The organism is Brucella sp. NBRC 12950 (genome assembly GCF_030268145.1).
Taxonomy (GTDB): Bacteria; Pseudomonadota; Alphaproteobacteria; order Rhizobiales; family Rhizobiaceae; genus Brucella.
The window spans coordinates 16,608-30,964 of sequence record NZ_BSQC01000004.1 but is presented as its reverse complement, the minus strand read 5'-3'; the positions used below and the strand labels follow the sequence as shown (position 1 = coordinate 30,964).

Here is a 14,357-nt window from a genome sequence, read left to right as displayed (position 1 = left end):
GATATAGTGAGTTTATTAAAACGATTCCAGACAGATTATCGTGAACCTGATCCCTTGCGGCAAAATGTTGCGATATCCCGTTTGGCTTTTGCCAAATGTGGTAAGGAGAGAATATGCGGCTTGGGGCCGAAAATCTGGCGGGCGAGCGCGGCGGCGAGACGATCTTTGCAGGTCTTTCATTTGAAGTATCGTCCGGCGAAGCGCTGATTGTCACTGGCCCGAATGGCTCCGGAAAATCCACTTTGCTGCGCATTATCTGCGGTCTGCTTGCCCCTGAAGCGGGTAAGATCGAGCTGTTGGAAGACAGAGCCGCGTTGCCCGTTCGAGCAGCCTGCCATTATCTCGGTCATCAAAATGCAATGAAGCCCGCTTTAAGCGTGCGTGAGAACCTTATGTTCTGGCAGAAATTCAACGGTTCAGCACGATTTGACATCGATGAAGCACTGGAAGCGGTTGATCTGCCGGGCGTTGAACATCTGCCTTTCGGCTATCTCTCGACAGGGCAAAAGCGCCGCGTTTCCATCGCCAAGCTACTGATCAGCCACCGTCCGCTCTGGATTGTCGATGAACCGACCGCTGGTCTCGACAAAGCATCCGAAGCGCGTTTTGCTGAATTGATGCGAGACCATATGGGAGAGGGCGGCATGGTGATTGCCGCAACGCATATTCCGCTCGGCCTCGAAGGTGTGCGGACGCTCGATATGACCAGCTTTTCGCACGAGGTTGCGTGATGCTGGCACTGTTTCTGCGAGATTTGCGTCTGAGTTTCCGTGCCGGCGGCGGCGCGCTGATCGGTATTCTGTTCTTTCTGGCAGTCATTTCAGTGATGCCGTTTGGCGTTGGTCCCGACCTTAATCTGTTGGCGCGCATTGGCCCCGCCATGCTGTGGATCGGTGCTTTGCTGGCAACACTTCTCGGCCTCGACCGGCTGTTTCAGGCGGACCGCGAAGATGGCTCACTCGATCTGCTGCTGATCGGCGCAGACCGCCATATGCTGGCTTTCACAGTATTTGTGAAATGCGTCGCCCATTGGGTCGCAAGCGTTCTGCCGCTGGTCATTGCATCGCCGATGCTTGGGCTTTTCATGAATATGGATACGACGGCAACCGCTGCAACAGCGCTCACACTTCTGGTCGGAACCCCTGCAATTGCCTTTATCGGCGCTGTGGGTGCGGCACTTGCTGTTGCATTGCCGCGCGGTGGCTTGCTTGTTTCTGTGATTGTGCTGCCGCTGACCATTCCAGTGCTGATTTTCGGCGTATCTGCTTCTTATGGCGCGACCGATGCGGTGGCACCTTTCTTCGCGCCGTTCCTTATTCTCTGTGCGCTCACTTTATTTTTCGCCGTTTTGGGTCCATTGGCAGCCGCGGCTGTTCTTAAAACGTCGGCGGATTGACGCAGTTGATTACGGTCAATTGAACGCCCTATCGGGTCGGGTTAAATAAAGGTCATGACGAAAGACATCGTGAAAACCACAAGCTGGCTCGATCTGGCAAATCCCACGCGCTTCCTTGCTTTCGCGGGCAAGGTATTGCCGTGGCTTGGCGGCCTGTCTGCGCTCATTCTGGCAGCCGGCCTTTATATGGTTTTCCTGTCGCCGGATGATTACCAGCAGGGACTGACTGTCCGTATCATGTATATCCATGTGCCTTTCGCATGGCTTTCCATGATGTGTTATTCGATCATGGCAATTTCGGCGCTGGGCACGCTGGTCTGGCGTCATCCGCTGGCCGATGTTTCGATCCGCGCTGCGGCTCCCTTGGGCGCGGTGTTCACAGCACTTGCACTTGCAACCGGCTCGCTCTGGGGCAAGCCGATGTGGGGTACATGGTGGGTGTGGGACGCGCGTCTTACCTCCGTCTTCGTGCTCTTCCTGATGTATCTTGGCATTATCGCGCTGTCGCGTGCAATGGATGATCCGGCCAAAAGCGCCAAGCCTGTGGCGGTGCTCACACTGGTCGGCTTCATCAATATTCCTATCATCAAATTCTCGGTCGACTGGTGGAACACATTGCATCAGCCAGCATCCGTCTTCCGTATGGATGGCCCCACCATTGACGGCTCCATGCTTCGTCCGCTTTTCGTGATGGCCATCGGCTTCACGCTGCTGTTTCTGGCACTTCACATGATGGCGATGCGCAATGAAATCTGGCGTCGCCGGGTGGCTTCGATGAAAAAGCTCGCAGCCCGCAATGTGGATCGCAATCGCGCCAAACAGGCCGGGGAGCGTGCATAATGGGCAATCATCTAGGCTTTGTTCTGGCATCTTATGGCATTACGGTTGTCGCACTTGCTGTCACCATCGGCTGGATATTGATTGATCAGCGTATCCAGAAAAATGAGCTGAAACGGCTTGAGGCGCAGGGTGTGCGTCGCCGTTCTGCCAAAGCATCCGGTTCTGCGAAATGACTGAGACAACGCAAAAGCAACCCGCACCCAAGAAACGTTCAACCTGGGTGGCATTGCTGCCGCTGCTGATCTTCGTCGCACTGGCTGCGGTTTTTGCTGTGCAGCTTTTGTCGGGCAAGGATAGCTCGACCATCCCGTCGGCACTTATTGGCAAGGATGCACCGCAAACCAGTCTGCCAGCCGTCGAAGGTTTGACACGCGACGGCGCGCCTGTTCCGGGGCTCAACAGCGAAGATTTCAAGGGCAAGCTTACACTGGTCAATGTGTGGGGATCGTGGTGCGTTCCTTGTCGTCAGGAGCATCCGCTGCTGATGGAAATCGCCAAGGATGAGCGCATCCGGGTCGTGGGCCTTAATTATAAGGACCAGCCCGAAAACGCCCGACGCTTCTTAGGCGATCTCGGTAATCCGTTTGCTGCCGTCGGCGCCGACCGCGCTGGCCGCTCAGCCATTGAATGGGGCGTCTACGGCGTGCCTGAAACCTTCCTCGTCGATAAAGACGGCAAGATTGTCTACAAGCATGTCGGGCCGTTCACGCCAGAATCCGTAAAGAATGATTTGATGCCAGTAATAACTAAAAATGAAAATTGAAGGATGTCAGGAAAAATCAAAAAGATAAATTGCGTAGTATTTCTTCTTTGCCAGCTTTGATAAGTTGAGTTTTCACTATTGGTATATGGTGGCTAAAACTATTTTTCATGTTTGAAGTCAAACAGAACGAATTTAATGTACCCATTCTATTTTGAATAAATCGCAAGTGATTATCACGGTTCGCGTAGGCAAACCTTTTGCTGGACATTGCAATTAAGCTGTTGAATTTCGATCGAATTTTTCTTGGATCTGCAGATTTTATTTGGGTTCGAGTTTCTTCGTTTTGGTAAGCGAAAAAGACATGATTTGGAGAGATAGGACACGCTAACCAGCCCTGTGAATCGTCAAACGGTGATTCAAAAATAACTGGTCTATCTGAAGTTATGAAATCGTAGTCTGGTACGTGAAGTGTCAACCATTCCATTTTGAGAAGACCATCAAGTAGCCTCCTATTAGACATTATTTCTCTTAGCCTCAACATTGCGTGTTGCGAGCTCAATGCGATTACTTGTTCGCTGACTCTATCAAATGGATCATTAGAGTTCTGCAGAACATGATTATAAATGCCCTCGAACGCTGGTACTATCGACCTATAAAGCTCATTCAACGATGCTTTCAAATTCATTATATCGTCTGGCATTCTTAGCATTAATGTCGCAATAAACCGAGCCCATGCAAGTCGTTGTGCAGAGCTCAGTGATCCCTCAAACAATAGAAGTTGCTGTGCTTCAGCAGCTTGACTGTCGATAGGAGAAAGGAACTCGGATTCAATTTCCTGAGCGAGTTCGTCTGCAAATCCATCTATCGCGTATAATCTATTGATATAACCTGTAGCGGCCGGATTTACACGGCGTGGCTTTAATAAGTCACCATACGGTTTGCTATACTCAACAATAGTTCCGTTTTCGCTGGCCCATTGCTTGAGATAAAAAATAGGAAGAAATTGATGTTTCTTTGGAGCAGCCATCGTGTTTGTTGGTTCGTATGATTAGACACCGACATTTATATATATGCTGATCTGAAAAATAAGCCCTCCACACAATTGTAGGAGGGCTTTAATGTTAACGAATAAAATTTCTATCAATCCGGCAGTTTTCGTACCGCGCCCTTGGCAGCACTGGTTGCCATCGAAGCATAAGCCTTCAGCGCGGTTGAAACCTTGCGCTTGCGCTCTTCAAGCGGCTTCCAGCCTGTTTCATTCTGCTCGGCGCGGCGTTCTGCCAGCGTTGCATCATCAACAGCCAGATGAATCTTGCGGTTTGGAATGTCGATATCGATGATATCGCCTTCGCGCACCAGACCGATTGTGCCGCCTTCGGCTGCTTCCGGCGAAACGTGACCGATCGAAAGGCCCGAAGAGCCGCCCGAGAAACGTCCGTCAGTGATCAGCGCGCAAGCCTTACCCAGACCCTTCGACTTGAGGTAACTGGTCGGATAGAGCATTTCCTGCATACCCGGACCGCCGCGCGGACCTTCATAGCGGATCAGCACAATGTCGCCAGCCTTGATCTTGCCGTTCAGGATGCCGAGCACGGCGGAATCCTGGCTTTCGAAGATGCGGGCAGGGCCGGAGAACTTCAGAATGGAATCATCCACGCCTGCGGTCTTCACGATGCAGCCATCTTCCGCGAGATTGCCGTAAAGTACCGCCAGACCACCATCCTGACTGAATGCATGTTCCTTGGAACGGATGACGCCCTTTTCACGGTCAGCATCGACGCTGTCAAAGCGGCGTTCCTGAGAAAAGGCAACCTGTGTCGGCACGCCGCCCGGCGCCGCCGAATAGAACTTATGCACCATTTCGCTATTGGTACGGGTGACGTCCCAATGATCAAGCGCTTTGCCCATGGTTTCACTGTGCACGGTCGGCAGATCGGTATTGATGAGGCCTGCCTTGTCGAGCTGACCCAGAATACCCATGATGCCGCCCGCGCGATGCACATCTTCCATGTGAACCGTGTTGTTGGCGGGTGCGACCTTGCAGAGAACCGGCACGCGACGCGACAGGCGGTCAATATCGGCCATGGTAAAGTCGATTTCGGCTTCCTGTGCGGCTGCAAGCAAATGTAGAACCGTATTGGTCGAGCCGCCCATGGCAATGTCGAGCGTCATGGCGTTTTCAAAGGCCGGGAAGCTCGCAATCGAGCGCGGCAATACGCTTTCATCGTTCTGCTCATAATAACGGCGAGCAAGATCGACAACCAGATGACCGGCTTCAACGAAGAGGCGTTTGCGGTCGGCATGGGTTGCAAGTGTCGAACCATTGCCCGGCAGCGACAGGCCAAGCGCTTCGGTGAGGCAGTTCATCGAGTTTGCGGTGAACATGCCCGAGCACGAACCACAGGTCGGGCAGGCAGAGCGTTCAATCGCCTTGACCTGATCGTCAGTATAGCTGTCGTCGGCAGCTGCGACCATTGCGTCAACGAGGTCGAGCTTCTTGACCTGATCATCCCAGATAACCTTGCCGGCTTCCATAGGACCACCGGAAACGAACACGACCGGGATATTGAGGCGCAGAGCAGCCATCAGCATACCGGGAGTGATCTTGTCGCAGTTGGAAATGCAGACCATCGCATCCGCGCAATGGGCATTGACCATGTATTCGACCGAGTCGGAGATCAGTTCACGCGATGGCAGCGAATAGAGCATACCGTCGTGCCCCATCGCGATGCCGTCATCGACCGCAATGGTGTTGAATTCCTTGGCAACGCCGCCCGCACTTTCGATTTCGCGCGCAACCAGCTGTCCCAGATCCTTAAGGTGCACATGGCCCGGCACGAACTGCGTGAACGAGTTCACCACAGCAATAATAGGCTTGCCAAAATCCTCATCTTTCATGCCGGTGGCGCGCCATAGGCCGCGCGCGCCAGCCATATTGCGGCCGTGGGTGGTAGTACGCGAACGATAAGGAGGCATTTTCAAACCTTTTAGGACTATTCTAACCTTAGAGCGCCGTGCGTCCTTTTTGGACGCACTAAGGACGCTCTAACTCTTTAAATCGACGCATCGTGCTTTTCTGAAATCGAAATCGATTTCAGGCCGATGCGCTGATGTCGGTATGACAGAACTGCTTCCGCAGAGCAAAGCGCAAATTGCCCCAGCGCCTGCACCGGTTGCGCACCCTTAAAGGATGTTGCGTTCAGCGGAAAGGTTCAGGCGTGCAACAGCAATTGCAGGCACCGACGCGGCCAATCTAGCATATTCTTGTTATAATGCAAAAGATTTAAAGCTTTAAACGTAAGGAAATTTCTTAAAGCTCATTTGTCGCAGAAGCCATGGCGCTATCGAGAAGCGCATTGGCTGTCTTCATACGCTGTTCTGCCGCCAGACGAAACTCTTCCGGCAGACGATCGGGGTGATTGTTCGCTGCAAAGCTGCGACGCAGTCGCTGTAGCTCGGCGCGTTTCATCCCCGGTTTAAGTTCGAGTTCACTGCGAATTGATGCGGGAGAATGGTTCTTCATCCGCTCGACCAAATCGCGTTTCACATTCTCCGCTTCATCATCGACTTCATTTGTGTCGAAAGAAGGAAAGGTTGTTTGAGTAGCGGGTCCGGAACTTGCAATCGGGCTGAAGCCTGCTGAGAAAATTGCCGAAGCAAGGCCGATATGCGGGCGATGTGTTTGCTCGTCGCTGTCGCCGCCCGCTTCAGCTTCTTTCAGTACTGTTGCAAAATCGGGAAAGTTTTGGCGCATCAAACCTGCTAAACAATTTCAGACGAAAGTGCCGTTGCTAGAGCTCGTGTCAGCACATAGGGCGGAACAGGTTTTTGAAATACCGGAACTTCCGGGTATCGAGCCGCCAGATGTGCAGGTAGACCGCCGCCAGTATGAATAACAACGAAGATATTCTGACTTTTCAAGTGGTCTAAAATGGGTTCCAGATCACCGTCAGCAAGGTTCACGTCGAGGATCGCAGCATCGACTGGCTGCTTGCTGATGAGGTCTATGGCTTGTCTTACTGTGCCGACGGGGCCGACAACGGTTCCGTTGGCATCTTCTACAGTCGCGGCCACGTCGAGGGCGACGAAAATTTCGTCCTCCACGACCAGTACCTTTCTCTGCTCAAGATTATCCATCGTCTTTCCAGTGTCGCTTTCGATTTAAACTTACATGAGGCCCATTTGCGCGGGCTATCACAGAGTCAATGCGCAAGGACACAGGGAGGTTCCCTGAGAGAATAGGATACTAGACTAATGGTGAATCAAATCTTTACTTCGCTGAAGTCTCAAGGCGAAGTTTCAAAGGGTTGATCCTGTCTCGCCTCGTCAATTTTTAGAAAGCGGTGAAGGTGAGGGTGGTCAGAGAGCGCACGATGTTTGGAATGTTCAAAACGTTCTCATTGATGAATTTGCCGATATCGTCGCCTTCTTTGACGTAGATTTTGGCCAGAAGATCGAACTCACCGCTCGTCGAATAGAGTTCCGATACGATCTCACGCTTATAGAGCGTATCCGCAACTTCATAGGTCTTGCCAGGGGCACATTGCAGTTGCAGGAAAACGGGCTTCATATTTCTTCCTTTCGCCACCAGTTGCCCGGCGGACAAGTAACTGGATTGCCGGTCGCGTTTGCTGGTTTCAAGCACGGCCACTGGAGTGAAATCAAGTGCATTTCACACAAGTCCCTGCCGTTTCACAATCAGCACTAATTTACTGAATTGTGTTTTTAATAGAGGAAGGCGATAAGACTCCCTAAAAGTTGAAGTAAGATAATCATTAGATGCTCTATGTACTGCCCGCCGTTCTGCTCCTGTTTTCACTGGCCTTCGTAATCGTTTGGGCCATCGATCAACTGCGCGGTTATCTTTTATGGTGTGCTCTCTGCTTCTTCTGCATCGGCATTGCCATGCTTGCCCAGCTTGTCGATATACCTGCAGATGATGGGCAGAATACAATGCTCACCGCCACAATATATGTGCTGGGGGCTTTTGCGGGTGGACAGGGCATACTTCGCAGATCAGGTCTTCGCTTGCCTGTCTGGTTTGGCCTTGTCAGTCTTGCTCTTATCTTCGGCGGGATCGTTTTCTTCCTTTATCCCTATCCGAGCTTGCTTGGTCGGGTTTACGTCCTGAACTTCGGCTTGGCCTGTATGATCCTGGCCTATGTCTGGTATCTGCGCGGGCTTGTGCGCGGTTCGCAGGCCGACAAACTGATCCTCGGTATGTTGTTTCTGGTGGCGATACATATTTTCGTGCGAACGTCACTCACTGCACATTCCATCGTCGGAAATGACACGGAAGTCGATTTTGCCTACACGCCGTTCTGGCAGTGGACGGTATTTTCTACCGCTGTTGCCTCCGTGATTGCAGGACTTGTGCTTTTTGCTGCAGCCGGTGCCGATCGATTCAGCGAGCTTGTTCATGAGCGGGACAGCGATCCATTAACCGGTCTGCTGAACCGGCGCGGACTCGAAACCCGTATGAGCGCTTTAGGGCGTCACGATCTTTCGGGTTGGATCGTCGCTTGCGATATCGACTATTTCAAAACGATCAATGACGTTTATGGCCATGCAACGGGTGACGTTGTTCTGAAAGAGTTCGCAGAAATCCTTCAAGCACATTCCAGAGCGCGCAATCTGACGGCGCGCATAGGCGGGGAGGAGTTCATCATCTTCATCGATGATATGCCGGCGGATGAAGCCTTTGCTCTTGTTGAACATATTCGGGAAGGCGTGAAGACACGCGAATTTTCGCGGCTGGCCAAAGGTGCGAATATTAGCTGTAGTTTTGGGGTGGTACGGCTCAACAGCAAGGATGATTTCTGGCAGGCCGTGGAGCGTGCAGACAAGGTCCTTTACACTGCCAAGGAAGCGGGACGCGATCGTACCTTGTTTGAAGAGAGAGGGGCGTGATCTGTTCAACTCGTTCTTATGGGGACGAAGGTCGATAAAATTGCTGTGATGGTCGACAAGATGGCCCAAAGAGTGTGTTAGTAAGCCTTCCTATTGAAACTATTGCGAAGCGAGTTATCCAAAATCCAATGAAATTTCAGCTCAATCCTGTCGTCGCCCGCCTTTTGTCACTGGTCACCATGTCGGTTGCTGTTTCATTGAGTGCACCCTCAATGGCCATGACTGCACTTGAAAAGGCCCAGCTTGAAAAGCTCGATCCTGCAACGCGCCTTGAACAGCGCTGCGATGTCGAGGCGATGGAACAGATCAGCCGGGACGAGCGTAAGCTTTCCGTTGATAAGGTTTTGGCCTACGCTTTTTCTGATCCAGAAGTTTCAAATAATACGATCAAAGCAGGCGGAGCCGCTTTTCGCAGTCGCGAGCACTGGTATAAGCTTGCCTTCGTTTGCAAAACCGATGATGAGCATATCAATGTCGTTTCATTCGACTACGATATTGGTGACGAGGTTCCGCAGGATCAGTGGGACAAGCATTATCTCGTCCCCTGATTAATATCGCCCATTTAGCGGAACATTTATTCCTCACTATCGTCGGCGCGGCAGGCTGAAAGCAGCGTCAATTCTTTGGCGGTATGATCTGCCTCAAGGTGACTAAGTACAGCCTGACCGTCTTTTTCAGCCCAGCGATAGCTGTCCTGCTCGTCCAGAGCGACATATTTCTTGAGACTTTCGTGCCATTGCAGGGCGACCATTTTTCCCTCGGCATCCAGCACCGCAAAAGCCGGAAGATCACCTGTTTTGATATAGGTTACAGGCACGACGACGCCGCGTTCACATATATAATCGATACGTTCCACGGTTTTCTGTTCAACGGTTTCAGCATGGGCAGGGAGGATTTGGGCGAGGGCTGCAACGCTCAGTGATGTCAGCAAAACAGACGTTTTATATTTCATTGTCATCGACCTCTTTCAGTTTTTTGGAACCGTTATGCGGATCAACCGCGGCGAAGATTTGTTGGTTTTAATTCACTAATAAAATCCCACTTAAAAACCGAATATTTTTGAAAAGCGATGCAACGAAATTCAACTTCGCCCGTTCTTACCCTGCTGGTCGTTAGATCGGCCGGGGCCCGGAGTAAATTTGCCCCCGCAATCCCAATCCGGGTCCCACCCTATTGAGGGTGAATGTTGATATGAGAACTGGGATCTCTTCAATCACCACATTGATAATTATTACCTCTGCTCCAGCTTATGGAGATGAGCGCTAGAATTTTATTCCTCGTAATTCGTTAGGATTGCTTAGAATTTCCGAACTGCTTTCAAATAAGAGAAACGTTGTGGCATCCTGTGAGCAAAAACCTCTGATACTGTTTCATCAATAGAACGCGGAGAGGTGGCCCTGAACATGTCGAAGAACCTATCGAAATTTTCATTTGCACTTGCGGCGTTTGTAGCGACGGCAACGCTCGCAGGTGGCATCCAGACAAGCCATGCTGATCAGACACTGTTGAACGTGTCCTATGATCCAACGCGTGAGCTTTATAAAGATTATAATGCAGCTTTCGCAAAGCACTGGAAAGAGGAAACGGGCGAGACCGTCACCATCCGCGCTTCGCATGGTGGGTCGGGCAAGCAGGCGCGCTCGGTAATCGATGGCGTGAAGGCTGACGTTGTCACGCTTGCGCTTGAAAGCGATATCGATGCAATCGTCGAGCATACGGGCAAGATCGACAAGGAATGGCGCAAGCGCCTGCCTGATAATTCCTCGCCTTACACATCAACAATCGTCTTCCTCGTTCGCAAGGGTAATCCAAAGGCGATCAAGGACTGGGGCGATCTCGTCAAGGATGGCGTCGAGGTCATTACGCCGAATCCCAAGACATCAGGCGGTGCGCGCTGGAATTATCTCGCGGCCTGGGCCTGGGCTCACAAGCAATATGGCGGCGATGAAGCCAAGATAAAAGAATATATCGGCGAACTTTTCCGTCATGTTCCGGTGCTTGATACAGGCGCACGCGGTTCAACAACGACGTTCGTACAGCGTCAGCTCGGTGATGTGCTGCTGGCTTGGGAAAACGAAGCCTATCTTTCGATTGCTGAGTTTGGCGACGATGCTTTTGATATCGTCGTCCCACCACAGTCCATTCTTGCCGAGCCACCAGTCGCTCTCGTTGACAAGAACGCAGACGACAACGGCACCCGCAAAGTTGCTGAAGCATATCTCGAATATCTCTATTCGCCAGAAGGACAGGCCATCGCAGCCAAGCATTTTTATCGTCCGTCCAAGCCTGATGTCATTCCCGCTGACCAGAAGCGCGAATTCCCTCAGTTGCAGCTTGTGACGATTGATGATCCAATCTTTGGCGGTTGGGCCAAGGCACAGCCTTATCATTTCGGTGACGGAGGCACTTTCGACCAGATCTACAAGCCTGCAAAATAATCCAGTTAGGACGCAGTCATCCGACAAATCAATAAAAGGGAACAAATATTGATGTCTTCGCGCCCTGCACCGGTCAGAGCAGGGTGGCATTTTAGAAAACCGAGTGTCATTCCGGGCTTCGGACTGACACTCGGTTTTAGTGTCGCCTATTTGACCCTTCTCATTCTTATCCCGCTGGCAGCTCTGGTTCTGCGCTCGACAGATGTCGGCTTTGCAGGTTTCTGGCGTATCATCACCGATGAACGCACGATCAGAGCTCTTGAAACGAGCTTCGGCACTGCTTTCATTGCAGCTCTCATCAATGTTGTATTTGGTGTGATCCTGGCATGGGTTCTGGTGCGTTATCGCTTCCCGGGGCGGCGGTTTATCGACGCGATTGTCGATATTCCTTTCGCACTGCCCACAGCTGTCGCCGGCATCGCGCTTGCCTCGATCTACGCACCAAATGGATGGATCGGCAGTCTGCTTGCACCTTTCAATATTCGGATCGCGTTTTCGCGCGCCGGCATCGTGGTGGCGCTGATTTTTATAGGCCTCCCGTTTGTGGTGCGCACTGTTCAGCCGATCATGGAGGAAATCAGCCGCGAGGTTGAAGAAGCCGCTGCAACATTGGGTGCATCACGCTTTCAGACAATCTGGCGCGTGCTTCTGCCCAGCTTGCAACCCGCGGTGCTGACCGGCTTTGCGCTCGCTTTTGCGCGTGGAGTTGGCGAATACGGTTCGGTGATCTTCATTGCGGGCAACACACCCTATGTGTCTGAAATAGCGCCCTTGCTGATCGTTATCCGGCTTGAAGAATATGATTATGCCGGTGCCACCGCGCTTGCGACTGTGATGTTGGCGCTGTCATTTGCCATGTTGCTGTTCATCAATCTGATCCAATCCTGGACAAGAAGGAAGTACGGCCATGTCGAATAATGTGTCAGCTTCGATGCAAAACGCCGTAACGGAAAGCCTGCCGACACGGATCTTGTTGATCGCGATCGCACTTGTATTTCTGGCGCTGTTTCTCATTTTGCCGGTGATAGCGGTTTTCGTCGAAGCTTTCCGCAAAGGCGCGGGCGAATATTTTGCAGCTTTGGTTGAACCGGATGCCTGGGCAGCTATCAAACTGACGCTGCTGGTCACTGTCATTGCGGTGCCGCTTAACCTCGTGTTCGGTGTTGCAGCAGCATGGGCCATCGCCAAGTTTGAGTTTAAAGGCAAGGCACTTCTCACCACGCTTATAGATCTGCCATTCTCAGTATCACCGGTTATTTCCGGTCTGGTTTTTGTGCTGTTGTTTGCAAGTCACAGCGTTTTGGGGCCTTGGCTCTCAAGTCATGGCATCGATATCCTGTTTGCAGTTCCCGGGATTGTTCTGGCAACGTTATTTGTGACGTTCCCATTCGTGGCCCGTGAGCTTATTCCGCTGATGCAGGAGCAGGGAAGCGGTGATGAGGAGGCCGCAATCTCTCTGGGTGCCAATGGATGGCAGACGTTCCGCTATGTTACCTTGCCCAATATCAAATGGGGCCTTCTCTACGGCGTTCTGCTTTGCAATGCCCGCGCGATGGGTGAGTTTGGCGCCGTGTCTGTGGTGTCTGGCCACATTCGTGGGCTCACAAACACAATGCCACTGCATGTCGAAATCCTTTATAACGAGTATAATTTCGTCGCGGCCTTTGCAGTTGCGTCTCTTTTGGCGTTGCTCGCCCTTGTCACCTTGGCGATCAAAGCTTTCCTTGAACTGCGTTACGGCGATGAACTTGCTGGCGGTAACGGGCACTAATAACCTATAGATGAGAATAAGCCGCCCAAGCTTTAGCTTAGCGTTGGCGGTAGGGGAAAGGATTGGGAATGGAAGTTCGTGTCGCCGGTGTGCGTAAAGAGTTTGCTCGCTTTCCGGCATTGCATAATGTGTCGCTGGACATCCGTTCGAGCGAGTTGATTGCTTTGCTTGGACCATCTGGCTCAGGCAAGACGACCTTGCTGCGCTTGATAGCCGGGCTGGAAAAGCCAACGGAAGGTGCAATTTATTTTGGTGAGGAAGATGCCTCGCACAAAAGTGTCCAGGAGCGCAACGTCGGCTTCGTGTTCCAGCACTATGCATTGTTTCGTCATATGACGGTCGCAGAGAATATTGGCTTTGGTCTGAAGGTTCGCCCAGGCAGCACGCGTCCAGCCAGCGCTGAAATCAGACGCCGCGCGCTCGAACTGCTTGATCTGGTGCAACTGAAGGGGCTTGAAAACCGCTATCCTTCGCAGCTTTCAGGCGGTCAGCGCCAGCGTGTTGCGCTTGCACGCGCCATGGCAATCGAGCCAAAGGTTCTTCTTCTCGATGAACCATTCGGCGCTCTTGATGCACAGGTACGCAAAGAGCTGCGTCGTTGGTTGCGCGAAATTCATGACAAGACCGGTCACACGACCGTTTTTGTGACGCACGATCAGGATGAAGCGCTGGAATTGGCGGATCGTGTCGTGGTCATGAGTCAGGGACGAATCGAGCAAATCGGTACACCGGACGAGGTTTATGACACCCCTAATTCTCCCTTCGTCTATGGCTTTATCGGCGAATCCAGCACTCTTCCTGTCCGTGTCGAGAATGGTGAAGTTTGGCTCGCGGATCGCAATATCGGACTGACTGCGAATGGCGCTGCGGACGGTGAAGCGCAGCTTTTCTTCCGTCCCCATGATGTCGAACTGCTTGAGGGATGTGGTGGCTGTATTGCCGGAACGGTCATTGCAAGCCGCAGATCCGGCGGCAAACGGCGGGTAGAACTTGAGATCGGCGGTTCTCGCGAGCGTGTCGAGATTGAGATTCCCGCTGAACATCCGGCGGCAGAGAAAAGCCGCATCGCTTTCCGCCCTCGCTATTGGCAGGTTTTTGGAAACGAGGATGCTAAAAACGCCGCTGAACAAGCGCCGGCTTTGGCAGAGTAAAATCTGTCGTCAGGACCGGTTCAGTCCTGCACTATTATGAAGACATCCGCCTCTTTTCCGAGATGTGGATGTCTTTTTTCATTCAAGGGGCAGAAAAGTCCCGCAAGGCATTTTCGCAAACTATTACGCAGAGTAGTATTATTCTTAT

General features: G+C 52.0%; 17 protein-coding genes. 11 read left to right on the top strand and 6 right to left on the bottom strand.

The genetic code is table 11. From position 1 onward, the window contains the following. Positions 1 to 113: 113 nt before the first annotated feature. The 5 genes from ccmA to QSJ70_RS07500 are packed head-to-tail and all read left to right on the top strand — an operon-like array spanning position 114 to position 2,999. Entirely contained in the window at positions 114 to 731 is a 618-nt protein-coding gene (ccmA, locus tag QSJ70_RS07520) for a heme ABC exporter ATP-binding protein CcmA (RefSeq protein ID WP_285535529.1), read from the top strand. Beyond that, positions 731 to 1,396 carry a heme exporter protein CcmB gene (ccmB, locus tag QSJ70_RS07515; protein WP_285535527.1) on the top strand — a complete coding sequence of 222 codons (666 nt, stop codon included), beginning with the start codon at positions 731 to 733 and terminating at the stop codon, positions 1,394 to 1,396. Before ccmA ends, ccmB begins: the two co-directional genes overlap by 1 nt. A 54-nt stretch (positions 1,397 to 1,450) precedes the next feature. Continuing rightward, positions 1,451 to 2,236: a heme ABC transporter permease gene (locus tag QSJ70_RS07510; RefSeq protein WP_194779102.1), complete on the top strand. Its 786-nt coding sequence runs from the start codon at positions 1,451 to 1,453 to the stop codon at positions 2,234 to 2,236. Continuing rightward, positions 2,236 to 2,409, top strand: coding sequence for a heme exporter protein CcmD (gene ccmD / locus QSJ70_RS07505; RefSeq protein ID WP_007873110.1), 174 nt, complete (start codon positions 2,236 to 2,238; stop codon positions 2,407 to 2,409). The genes QSJ70_RS07510 and ccmD overlap by 1 nt, the downstream gene beginning before the upstream one ends. Next, positions 2,406 to 2,999: a DsbE family thiol:disulfide interchange protein gene (locus QSJ70_RS07500; protein WP_113158828.1), complete on the top strand. Its 594-nt coding sequence runs from the start codon at positions 2,406 to 2,408 to the stop codon at positions 2,997 to 2,999. The genes ccmD and QSJ70_RS07500 overlap by 4 nt, the downstream gene beginning before the upstream one ends. 16 nt (positions 3,000 to 3,015) lie before the next feature. On the opposite strand, the gene QSJ70_RS07495 is transcribed toward QSJ70_RS07500, so the two are convergent. The 5 genes from QSJ70_RS07495 to QSJ70_RS07475 all read right to left on the bottom strand — a co-directional run bounded on the left by QSJ70_RS07495 (position 3,016) and on the right by QSJ70_RS07475 (position 7,509). Continuing rightward, the gene (locus tag QSJ70_RS07495; protein WP_285535522.1) at positions 3,016 to 3,966 is read right to left on the bottom strand and encodes a DUF4238 domain-containing protein; all 951 of its coding nucleotides are present in this window, start codon (positions 3,964 to 3,966) and stop codon (positions 3,016 to 3,018) included. A gap of 113 nt (positions 3,967 to 4,079) precedes the next feature. Continuing rightward, entirely contained in the window at positions 4,080 to 5,915 is a 1,836-nt protein-coding gene (ilvD, locus tag QSJ70_RS07490; RefSeq protein ID WP_064320042.1) for a dihydroxy-acid dehydratase, read from the bottom strand. Between the two features lie 334 nt (positions 5,916 to 6,249). Further along, a complete protein-coding gene (locus QSJ70_RS07485; protein ID WP_285535516.1) occupies positions 6,250 to 6,693 on the bottom strand; it encodes a hypothetical protein in 444 nt (147 codons plus the stop codon). 8 nt (positions 6,694 to 6,701) lie between these two features. Then, the gene (locus QSJ70_RS07480) at positions 6,702 to 7,076 is read right to left on the bottom strand and encodes a response regulator (RefSeq protein WP_285535514.1); all 375 of its coding nucleotides are present in this window, start codon (positions 7,074 to 7,076) and stop codon (positions 6,702 to 6,704) included. 196 nt (positions 7,077 to 7,272) lie between these two features. Continuing rightward, the gene (locus tag QSJ70_RS07475; protein ID WP_113158831.1) at positions 7,273 to 7,509 is read right to left on the bottom strand and encodes an Lrp/AsnC ligand binding domain-containing protein; all 237 of its coding nucleotides are present in this window, start codon (positions 7,507 to 7,509) and stop codon (positions 7,273 to 7,275) included. A gap of 209 nt (positions 7,510 to 7,718) precedes the next feature. Between QSJ70_RS07475 and QSJ70_RS07470 the strand changes: the two genes are divergently transcribed. Continuing rightward, entirely contained in the window at positions 7,719 to 8,849 is a 1,131-nt protein-coding gene (locus QSJ70_RS07470) for a GGDEF domain-containing protein (RefSeq protein ID WP_285535508.1), read from the top strand. 128 nt (positions 8,850 to 8,977) lie between these two features. Then, the gene (locus QSJ70_RS07465; protein ID WP_007873130.1) at positions 8,978 to 9,397 is read left to right on the top strand and encodes a DUF930 domain-containing protein; all 420 of its coding nucleotides are present in this window, start codon (positions 8,978 to 8,980) and stop codon (positions 9,395 to 9,397) included. A 26-nt stretch (positions 9,398 to 9,423) separates the two neighbouring features. Here QSJ70_RS07465 and QSJ70_RS07460 read toward each other — a convergent pair whose 3' ends face one another. Next, positions 9,424 to 9,801, bottom strand: a complete 378-nt coding sequence (locus QSJ70_RS07460; RefSeq protein ID WP_064322353.1) for a hypothetical protein — start codon at positions 9,799 to 9,801, stop codon at positions 9,424 to 9,426. Between the two features lie 451 nt (positions 9,802 to 10,252). Here QSJ70_RS07460 and QSJ70_RS07455 point away from each other — a divergent pair, with 451 nt between their 5' ends. The 4 genes from QSJ70_RS07455 to QSJ70_RS07440 all read left to right on the top strand — a co-directional run bounded on the left by QSJ70_RS07455 (position 10,253) and on the right by QSJ70_RS07440 (position 14,209). Continuing rightward, positions 10,253 to 11,287 (top strand): sulfate ABC transporter substrate-binding protein, encoded by a 1,035-nt coding sequence (locus tag QSJ70_RS07455; protein WP_007873135.1) that lies wholly within the window; start codon positions 10,253 to 10,255, stop codon positions 11,285 to 11,287. 51 nt (positions 11,288 to 11,338) lie between these two features. Continuing rightward, on the top strand, positions 11,339 to 12,205 hold the full coding sequence (gene cysT / locus QSJ70_RS07450) for a sulfate ABC transporter permease subunit CysT (RefSeq protein ID WP_007873138.1): 867 nt from the start codon (positions 11,339 to 11,341) through the stop codon (positions 12,203 to 12,205). Continuing rightward, entirely contained in the window at positions 12,195 to 13,058 is an 864-nt protein-coding gene (gene cysW / locus QSJ70_RS07445) for a sulfate ABC transporter permease subunit CysW (protein WP_113485463.1), read from the top strand. Before cysT ends, cysW begins: the two co-directional genes overlap by 11 nt. 68 nt (positions 13,059 to 13,126) lie before the next feature. After that, entirely contained in the window at positions 13,127 to 14,209 is a 1,083-nt protein-coding gene (locus QSJ70_RS07440) for a sulfate/molybdate ABC transporter ATP-binding protein (RefSeq protein WP_007873143.1), read from the top strand. Positions 14,210 to 14,357: the final 148 nt, after the last annotated feature.

Excerpts from the sequence above, each read along its gene's own strand:
- ccmA (WP_285535529.1), top strand. The coding sequence starts at position 114 with ATGCGGCTTGGGGCCGAAAATCTGGCGGGCGAGCGCGGCGGCGAGACG.
- ccmB (WP_285535527.1), top strand. The coding sequence starts at position 731 with ATGCTGGCACTGTTTCTGCGAGATTTGCGTCTGAGTTTCCGTGCCGGC.
- QSJ70_RS07510 (WP_194779102.1), top strand. The coding sequence starts at position 1,451 with ATGACGAAAGACATCGTGAAAACCACAAGCTGGCTCGATCTGGCAAAT.
- ccmD (WP_007873110.1), top strand. The coding sequence starts at position 2,236 with ATGGGCAATCATCTAGGCTTTGTTCTGGCATCTTATGGCATTACGGTT.
- QSJ70_RS07500 (WP_113158828.1), top strand. The coding sequence starts at position 2,406 with ATGACTGAGACAACGCAAAAGCAACCCGCACCCAAGAAACGTTCAACC.
- QSJ70_RS07495 (WP_285535522.1), bottom strand. The coding sequence starts at position 3,966 with ATGGCTGCTCCAAAGAAACATCAATTTCTTCCTATTTTTTATCTCAAG.
- ilvD (WP_064320042.1), bottom strand. The coding sequence starts at position 5,915 with ATGCCTCCTTATCGTTCGCGTACTACCACCCACGGCCGCAATATGGCT.
- QSJ70_RS07485 (WP_285535516.1), bottom strand. The coding sequence starts at position 6,693 with ATGCGCCAAAACTTTCCCGATTTTGCAACAGTACTGAAAGAAGCTGAA.
- QSJ70_RS07480 (WP_285535514.1), bottom strand. The coding sequence starts at position 7,076 with ATGGATAATCTTGAGCAGAGAAAGGTACTGGTCGTGGAGGACGAAATT.
- QSJ70_RS07475 (WP_113158831.1), bottom strand. The coding sequence starts at position 7,509 with ATGAAGCCCGTTTTCCTGCAACTGCAATGTGCCCCTGGCAAGACCTAT.
- QSJ70_RS07470 (WP_285535508.1), top strand. The coding sequence starts at position 7,719 with ATGCTCTATGTACTGCCCGCCGTTCTGCTCCTGTTTTCACTGGCCTTC.
- QSJ70_RS07465 (WP_007873130.1), top strand. The coding sequence starts at position 8,978 with ATGAAATTTCAGCTCAATCCTGTCGTCGCCCGCCTTTTGTCACTGGTC.
- QSJ70_RS07460 (WP_064322353.1), bottom strand. The coding sequence starts at position 9,801 with ATGAAATATAAAACGTCTGTTTTGCTGACATCACTGAGCGTTGCAGCC.
- QSJ70_RS07455 (WP_007873135.1), top strand. The coding sequence starts at position 10,253 with ATGTCGAAGAACCTATCGAAATTTTCATTTGCACTTGCGGCGTTTGTA.
- cysT (WP_007873138.1), top strand. The coding sequence starts at position 11,339 with ATGTCTTCGCGCCCTGCACCGGTCAGAGCAGGGTGGCATTTTAGAAAA.
- cysW (WP_113485463.1), top strand. The coding sequence starts at position 12,195 with ATGTCGAATAATGTGTCAGCTTCGATGCAAAACGCCGTAACGGAAAGC.
- QSJ70_RS07440 (WP_007873143.1), top strand. The coding sequence starts at position 13,127 with ATGGAAGTTCGTGTCGCCGGTGTGCGTAAAGAGTTTGCTCGCTTTCCG.